Consider the following 8,684-nt stretch of genomic DNA (forward strand, 5'->3'; position numbering starts at 1 on the left):
CAATAGTATTGTTTTAATTTAAAAGAAAGACACTTCTTTTAGGTGTCTTTCTTTATTACTTCCAATAAAAAAAGACACCCTAAGGTGCCTTCCTGCAACTTGAACCACTTTATTATTGTAATAAAGATGGTGTTTACAAGGATACTTGTTATTATTTATTAATTGTAAACCAGTCACTTACGCCGTAACCTATTGAATCATTAACATGGTTTATAACAGCGATATAGCTACCAGGAGTATATACATCTGTAATCACAGTTGACCAAGTAGGGTTTTGGTGATTAGCATCAAATTGAGGATAGATTGTTCTATAGCGTACAGGTTTTTTTCCAGCTTCAACTTTAAAAATCTTCATAACAGCTCCTGGGCCATCTTTTATTGAGCTAAGAGAGTAATTTAAGATATCTCCAGTTCTATATGATTTTTTAATCATGTGTGCATTTGGAAATTGGGATAGATATTCAAAATTATTTGGTGATACAAATCCCCAACTATCATTATATGGATCAGAATATGGTTCTTCATAAGCTGCTGCAGCTTGTGAAGTAGGTTTAATCATTTCTACTGCAGTAAATCCACCAAATGTTAATACTCCAACTAATGCTAATTTTCCTAATTTCATTAAAAGTCCCCCTAAATATTTCTATTTAATTAATTACTATATAATAATATATTGTTTTGTATAATATTTCAAATAATTTCTAAAAAAAGTTATAAATACAAAGAAAAGACACCCAAAGGTGCCTTTCTCCGACTTGAACCACTTTAATTTTAATAATATGTATTGGACGCCAATCCAAACATTATTTTACTACCTTAAGTAATGTCAGTTGTTAAGAAAAAAAGGCACTCTTTCGAGTACCTTTTTCCTATTCTACTTTTAAATTAATTTCTTTACCTGTCATACCGCCACTAGCTTTTAAGAAAAGTCCTTCAGCATCTTTTGGTATATCAAATACAATTTTCCCTGTCTGTGTTAGACCAGGATTTAATTGTTTTAAGAAGAAGTCAGTTTTTCCACCGTTAGCTAAGTCAAAAGATGATTGACCTTGTACAGAAGATGTGAATTCACGACCTTTGTTATCTACCAATTTAAAGCTGTTAGTATCAACAGTGATAGCGTCTTTTTGATTATTAGTAAGTGTAACTTCTAAAATCTTAAAGACACCTTGTGCTTGTTCTTTTGAGTATTCATTACCCACAGAATCTACTGTTTCCATAGATCCTACAGAGATTTTTACATCAGAAGATACACCTTCTTTTGATACAGCTTTAGTGTCTGTTGAAGTTTTTTCTGTTGAATCTCCGCCACCAGCAACCATAGCAATTATTCCGATTACAAATACAGCTATAATGCCCAGGCATCCAAACTTAAATATTTTTCCCACGTTTGTTCCTCCAATTATGTAAAATGTAAGATTGCCTCGTTAATAATAACAGATTATATATCTATTAATTGTCATATTATGTCGAAAGGAAATAAAAAAGATAGTTAAGAATTTTCAGTCTATATCTATGAACTATGATCTATTATTTCTGCTGTACCTCTTATTCATAAAGAAAAGACACCCAAAGGTGCCTTTCTCCGACTTGAACCACTTTAATTTTAATAATATGTATTGGACGCCAATCCAAATATAATTTTACCATATTTATTATCTATTTTATTAAATTATTACTGGGCCTCTTGCTCACCTTTAGCTTTCATTTGTTTTTCATATACATATTTTGCTGTTGAAAAATCAGTAGGAAAATCACGTAGTGCCTTATTTATAATATTTAATTCTTCTTGCGACTTAATTTCAATGTTATTTAAATAGTCAAATGCTTTGGATTGTTTATTTGCAACATAATTTTGAGTAGAATAATCATCTGGGAAGTCTTTCTTAGCTTTTTCTTTAACCTTATTCATAGCTTCTGTTTTGTCGATGTTCTTTACTGGGTTCGCTAATGATCCAGTAGTTTGTTCTGATTTAGGTACTTTTTTCTTTTCCGGTTGAGACTCCGGATTTACGTCTTCTTTTTTAGGCTGTTCTTGTGGTTTAGGTGTTTCTTGACTCGGCTGTGTAGTTTTTTGAAGTGACCTAGTTTGCTCTTTTTCATAGGAGTCTACTTTAGATTTCAACTCTTTGATTTGTGTTTTTAATTCTTGTTGTTCATTAAAGTGTTTATCGATAATTTTATCCATATCTTTTTGTGAATACTTAGGTTTCATATCTTCTGATTTGGAATCTTTAAAAATAGCTACGGAAGCAATGATAGCTACTAATACAGCGATAATTCCAATGATTAGTTTTTTATTCATTTATGTTCCTCCTGAAATACAATGATATTATTATATAACAATTAAACATTTATGGGTAGAAAAAAAGACACCCTAAGGTGCCTTCCTCCGACTTGAACCACTTTAATTTTAATAATATGTATTGGACTCCCATCCAAATGGTGTTTTACCGTACTTATCCATATTTTCGATCCAGTGAAAATGAACAACATAGTATCTTATTACTGCTTGTTCATAGCTTTTATCTGTTCTTCATAAACATACTTAGTAGTCATGAAGTCATTTGGGAAGTCGTTGATCACTTTCTTCATAACGTTTAGTTCTTCCTGAGATTTGATTTCAATACCATTTATATAATCAAACGCTTTAGATTGTTCATCTGCTACGTAATTCTGTGTCATGTAATCATCTGGGAAGTCTTTCTTTGCTTTTTCTTTGACAGCATTCATAGCAGCTGTTTTATCGATATTTTTTATAGGATTTGTAAATCCCGATGCAGATTGTTGAACATCTTGTTTAGGTTGTTCTTTCTTTTCTGGTTGAGTTTGAATATCTTGTTTAGACTGTTCCTTCTTTTCTGGTTGAACTTGAACATCTTGTTTGGGTTGTTCTTGTTTTATTTCTTTTTTTGGTTCGGTTGGAGTTGTTGTAGCTTCTTCTTTGTTGTTTTTTCCGCCAACAACAACAATTACGACAACGGCAATGATAAACCAAAACCACCACTTTGTATAAAATGAGTTTTGCATAATTCGTTTCCTCCGATTATAGGGAATGTAGAATTTCTCATCCAAGCATAACAAATCCAGTTGCAACTAGTTTGTTGTATCATGTCGAATGAAAATAAAAAATAGAGCTATAGCCCTCGATAATATCCATAAAAAAAGACACCCTAAGGTGCCTTCCGACTTGAACCACTTTAATTTTAATAATATGCATTTGGACTTTCACCCAAATAATATTTTATAATATTAAGTGATATTGGTGAGTGAGAAATATGAATCGAATCTATTGTTTTACTTTTAAGCTCTTTTCGTATTCTTTAGCTTCATCAACATTTTTAAATGTTTTTAAATCGAATATCTTTTCTCCATCAATACATACAACTAATACTCCATCTTGAGCTTGAAGAACACTACCTACATTACCTTTTCCGAGTGAAATACTGAAGGGATTCTCTACATTTAATGATTTCTTTTTAGCAAGATAATCTTTAAATGGCATACCAATGGATAGTTCGTCTTTTAAGCCTTTAATAGTGTTACCAGAAGTAGTTGTTGGTTGTTCCTTTTTTGTAGCCTCTTCTTGCTGTTTGCGTTGCTTTTCAGCCGTCTCTTGTTCTGCTTTCTCCTTTTTCACAGTCCCTTTTTCTTCAGCTTTCTTCGCTTTCTCAGCTTCCTTTTGTGCTTCTTGCTCAGCTTTAGATTCTTTGGAAGTACTTGCTGTCTCGTTAGATGAACATGCTGCTAATCCCATAAATAAAGCGAAACAAGTAAGTGTTGTTAATAGTTTTTTATTCATAGTATGTATCCCCCAGCGTTTAAAATGTAAGATTCACCTGAACTATCATAACAAATATAATCACAACTATTTTGTCATATTCTGTCGAAAGGTAAGAAAAAGACACCCAAAGGTGCCTTCCGACTTGAACCACTTTAATTTTAATAATATGTATTGGACTCCCATCTAATAAAATATTGCTTAATTATAAGTATTTAAAAATGTAATTAAAATCAACATTGTAGCTTTGTAAAGTGTCACAAGCTATACAATGTTTTATGATTTAACTGGTTGCATTATTTCTTGCATACATTTTGTTATATAGTCACTAAAACTAGTTGTTTTAGATATATTAACAATATCACTTTTATCATTCTCTTTTTGATATTGTTGGATAGTTGTATTAAGGAAATTAATCGCGTTATTAGTTTGTTCTTGGATACTTTCAATGTTTTCTACATCAATACTTAGAACGTCATTATCATTATAGGTTGCTTTTCTAATTAAATATGATGTTACTATTCTTCCAATATGAAATTTGTAGTTGTTACTTATGTGAACTTCTATTTCATCTTTAGGTGCAAAATCTTTTAAACATGCTTCTACAGTTTTCATGATATTTATAACATTATAATAAATATCTAGTTTTCTTCCAGGGTTAAACAATTTTTTATAATCACTTTCTTTTTTTACTAATGTAGTTGGGTTAGATCTAGCTTTTGATGGATTTCTTTCTAATAATGCTGTTAAGCACTGTGACATATATGAAATTGATATTATGTTTTTACGGGGTTTTCCCTCATTTTTATAAAAATTCTTTCTTCGATCATAATAGTATCCTTTAATTAATAAAAATTCTTCAATTTCTCTCTGAATAGGATCTGTTGCTCTGAGTGAGAATGCAGGTACTGTATTTTGAGAATTTGTAGCTTTTATAATTGCATCACTTGTCTGTTTATCACTAGTAATGATAATTTTTAACATTAAGGATCTAACATCATCTTTCAAATCATTTGTTTTCAATATGTTGTATATGGTTTGAGATGTTTGTAGTCCATTAACAATTTGAATATTATCGAGATTTAATATCTTTCCAGATAAAGTCCCGTTTTCAGCTATTATAGTAACACCGTTATTTAGCCACCAAAAATCAATTTCTTTTACTTTCAAGTACGGTTTTGGAAATTTCCGCGTTAACTGTTGTTCCATTTTGATAGTCTCTGATGTTGGATTCAAATAGATATTTTCTTAAGCTGCCATCTTCATTACAAAGAAACTGAAAATAGTCATAGATATTTACTGAAGCAATGTAACCTCTTTGGCTTTCATCTCTATAATCAATTGCTATTGGATTTTCGTTAAGTTTTAATTTTAAAGAGTTATTTTTTTTCTTTTCTATTCAATTCTAATAACCAGTTACTATCTAAAATTTGATAATCTACTGTGAAATTTCTCTCGCCTAAGTTTAAAACTAGTTCTTTTAATCTTTCTATTTTGGACATGTAGGAGATATTTTGAGATCTAGGTCCTAAAGTTTTTTCTTTATCTCCTTTGCAAGCATGAATGAATTGAACGTTTATTTCTGGATGTTTAGTTGAAATTTCAAGCCACACTTGATGGAAGAATGAAATTTTTTCAGCTAGTTCAGGATGGAAAACTTCTTTTAATTCTTCTTCATTTTTACTTAAGTCAAAAATATATGGGATCGATCCAAGGAATCTATCTAAAACCAATTCTTCAATTCTATGTGTGTTTTTGTACTGCATTATATATACATCTAAAGTAATTTTTTTTGCATTAGGAATTTGATCTTTATCGAATATTATTTCATCATTAATAAATAAATAGAGCCCATCTACTCCACCATCTTTTGAGTTACCAATTAAACCATTTTCAACTTCATCTATTCCTATATCTTTGTCTTTAAAATATTGTTCTGTTGCAAATCTTTCAAATGCATTAGATTCATCTTTGAAATTTCCTGTTCTTGTGAACTCTTCTAAAACTTTGTTTAATAATATTAGTTGATTACTCATTGTACTCTCCTTTTAAAGTTTTAATTTGATTTTAATAACTTTTTCCATGTTTTTGATTATAATTATAAAAAAATATTAAGGAGTCGAAAGAAATTAAAAAAGGATCCGAGCCCCTTATAGGATAAGGAGGGGATGACCCCTTTAAAAACTGTAAGATTTAAACCAAGCATAACAAATACAGTTACAACTATATTGTCATATTTTGTCGAATGAAAATAAAAAAGAGAGCCGTAGCTCTCTAAAATCATTTATCAATAATTATCCCCACTAGATTCATAATAATATGAATCTGAATTACCACAGCAGATGCATGTTGTCTGTTGGATAAATAATGGACTAAGTTCAGCGCTAGCTGTAGTGGCATTTGAGAAAGTAATACTTCGAACATCCTCAAATAAGAAAGTTTTTCTATCTCCTGGTGTTAATGTAATTGTTTGTGGAGTTGTGGAATTAAATGTTCTAATAGTCAATGTAACAAACGCAGCAAATACAGGGCTAAAACTAAAGCGAATTAGAGTTTTATTGTGATTAGTTGTAAAATTTTCAAATAGGGTAATTGTAGAACCGGGTGGAATTTCAAGACTTGTAGGGGTAGTTTCAGATCCGAAAATTGTAAATGTCTCTATGAAACAGTTATTGGAGTTTGAAGAGTTACATGATTTTTCTTTTTTCTTGTAATATTTCTTTCCATCTTTGCAGAAATAGTCTGCCATATCTAATCATTCCTCTCAAAAAAGAGTTTAAGGTTGTCCCATATATATTATGAAGGTTGTATAAAAAGGTTCTAGTTTAAAAAGAGTAAATAAAAAAGAGAGCCGAAGCCCTCTTCCATCAAAAGTTACTATATCTGTAATGATCCGCCCAAGTTTACTACTCTGTTTTATCAAGATCCGCCGATAATTTCTTCAAAATATCACGTGCTTCTTTCTTCTCTTCATCTGTTAACTTAGCAGTCTTACTCTTTGCTTCAAGTGATTTAAGTACTTGCATGTATGTACTATCTTTGGTACATACAGTGTCTGTATAAGAGTCGCCAATAGCTACTACTGAAAAATACGTTTTGTCAGGACCAAAGTAAGTTAGTTCTGGAACATATCCCAGCATGTATAAAGTTCCATCGCTACCAATGGTTATAGCATCATTTGGAGCACCAGGATCAAATGATGAAAACGGCATCTTCCATTTTAGCGTTCCATCTGGATTTACTGCGTATACTGTTTTTTTTGAATGAACGTAAACTACACCATTTTTATCTATTATCGGTGAGTTCAACCCACCTTCATCCGGTAAGAATTTCCACCTTAGTGTGTAGTCTCGATTATAAGCAGCTACCGTGCCACCTCCAGTCGTATAAATTGCTCCATCCTTGGAAGAGATTGTAACAGCAGCTTGTGCCCCTGGCTTCCACTCTTTTATTAGGTTTCCATCTTTATCAAAAACAAAGATAACAGAGCCAGCACTTATATATAATTCATTATCTAATCCTAAAGAAAAACCTGGGTGCCCCCACCCTCCTCTAATCTGTTTTTTCCATAACTCTTTACCATTCTTATTATGGGCATAGATAAAATAATTTTCGCCACTTGAAAGTAAGGTGTAAATAGTTCCATCTTTCGACATGACTATAGTATTCTTACCACTATTAGCTCCTTCGAACATCTGACTTGATTCCCATTTCTTTGATCCATCCGAATTATAAGCAGTTATTGATTTTGAATTATGTATATAAACTGTACCTTCACTATCTATAATAGGTGTGCTGAAAGCATTTGCATTTTTATCTTCCCATTTAATGGAACCATCGGGATTTAGAGCTGTTAGTTTTTTGTTTACAACATAAATAGTTCCATCTTCCGCTATAACTGGTGTACAATACATATAAGCTACATCATCTTTAATCCATTTAATGGAACCGTTAGGATTGAATGCATACAATTTCTCATTGGAGTTTCCGACGTAAATCGTCCCATCTCTTCCAACTGCTGGTGGAGCACTGAAAAATTGATTACCACCATCCTTTTTATAAAGCTTGTATTCCCATTTCACCTCACCTGTTTCTGTTCCCGCATGAGATGAGTTTTTATTCCAGTTATATCCAAATGGAGATTCAGCTTTTAAATCATACTTCCCCTGTTCAAATTGTTCACCTTGTACACTTGTAGTTTCTGCTTTTGTCATTGAAGTAGGATGTAATCCTACCATCAATATAAACAGAAGCATCATTAGCATAAATTTCTTTTTCATAATATACCTCCTATAAGTAATTATAATTATTATATCACTTTAAATTAATTTAAAGATATTAAAGGTGAAATATCATAAATAAAAAAAGAGAGCCGAAGCCCCCTTATTATATTCCTAATAGTTGTTTCTTTTTTGCTGTAAACTCTTCTTCTGTTAGAATCCCTTGATCTTTCAATGCAGCTAGTTTAGTGATTTCGTCAGCGACAGAATAGGTATTTACAGGATTTGTTGTAGAAGAATGGTCATTAGAAGCGAAAGTATTTTTTTCTTGTTCGTTCATGTACCCTTCTATTAAATCTTTTACTTTTAAGAAATTGTTATATTCGTGTTTATTAAACATGACAGTATTTTCATCTTTTGCCAAGTCAGAGGTGGATTTAGTTTTTACTTCAGAGCTTCCAGGGAAAACGAATTGAATATAACCATGTGAAAGGAAGCCTGGTGGTTTGAATTGTATACCCGTAAGACTTTTGATTTGGATTTCTTTAGATCCCCTACCGATCAAACGAGAGTATTTAATAGTAATTTTAGTTGGTGTGACTACTAGTGTACTTAGTTGCCCTTTAAATTCTAGCATGTATATCTCCTTTTTATAACAATTTATATTGATAATAAGATGATAA

At 31.4% G+C, this 8,684-nt stretch carries 10 protein-coding genes; all 10 read right to left on the reverse strand.

Translation table 11 applies throughout. The annotated features are described in order from the left end of the window. Positions 1-151: 151 nt before the first annotated feature. Positions 152-622: a DUF5065 family protein gene (locus HMPREF1014_RS27175; RefSeq protein ID WP_000765905.1), complete on the reverse strand. Its 471-nt coding sequence runs from the start codon at positions 620-622 to the stop codon at positions 152-154. A gap of 247 nt (positions 623-869) precedes the next feature. Beyond that, on the reverse strand, positions 870-1,388 hold the full coding sequence (locus HMPREF1014_RS27180) for a DUF4352 domain-containing protein (protein ID WP_000516009.1): 519 nt from the start codon (positions 1,386-1,388) through the stop codon (positions 870-872). A gap of 287 nt (positions 1,389-1,675) precedes the next feature. After that, entirely contained in the window at positions 1,676-2,305 is a 630-nt protein-coding gene (locus HMPREF1014_RS27185) for a hypothetical protein (RefSeq protein ID WP_001035531.1), read from the reverse strand. Positions 2,306-2,505: 200 nt separating this feature from the next. Further along, positions 2,506-3,030, reverse strand: a complete 525-nt coding sequence (locus HMPREF1014_RS27190) for a hypothetical protein (protein ID WP_001181548.1) — start codon at positions 3,028-3,030, stop codon at positions 2,506-2,508. A gap of 259 nt (positions 3,031-3,289) precedes the next feature. Beyond that, on the reverse strand, positions 3,290-3,802 hold the full coding sequence (locus HMPREF1014_RS27195) for a hypothetical protein (protein ID WP_001035635.1): 513 nt from the start codon (positions 3,800-3,802) through the stop codon (positions 3,290-3,292). Between the two features lie 255 nt (positions 3,803-4,057). After that, the gene (locus tag HMPREF1014_RS32350) at positions 4,058-4,990 is read right to left on the reverse strand and encodes an AIPR family protein (RefSeq protein WP_009327665.1); all 933 of its coding nucleotides are present in this window, start codon (positions 4,988-4,990) and stop codon (positions 4,058-4,060) included. Between the two features lie 170 nt (positions 4,991-5,160). Further along, positions 5,161-5,817, reverse strand: coding sequence for a hypothetical protein (locus tag HMPREF1014_RS32355; protein WP_009327666.1), 657 nt, complete (start codon positions 5,815-5,817; stop codon positions 5,161-5,163). A gap of 251 nt (positions 5,818-6,068) precedes the next feature. Next, positions 6,069-6,530, reverse strand: coding sequence for a hypothetical protein (locus HMPREF1014_RS27205; RefSeq protein ID WP_000796356.1), 462 nt, complete (start codon positions 6,528-6,530; stop codon positions 6,069-6,071). A gap of 157 nt (positions 6,531-6,687) precedes the next feature. Then, positions 6,688-8,061 (reverse strand): outer membrane protein assembly factor BamB family protein, encoded by a 1,374-nt coding sequence (locus HMPREF1014_RS27210; protein WP_000726415.1) that lies wholly within the window; start codon positions 8,059-8,061, stop codon positions 6,688-6,690. Between the two features lie 106 nt (positions 8,062-8,167). Further along, positions 8,168-8,684 (reverse strand): DUF4429 domain-containing protein (locus tag HMPREF1014_RS27215; RefSeq protein ID WP_255344404.1); only part of this gene is annotated, 517 nt, incomplete at its 5' end.

It is taken from the genome of Bacillus sp. 7_6_55CFAA_CT2 (assembly GCF_000238655.1).
In the GTDB taxonomy this organism is placed as follows: Bacteria; Bacillota; Bacilli; order Bacillales; family Bacillaceae_G; genus Bacillus_A; species Bacillus_A cereus.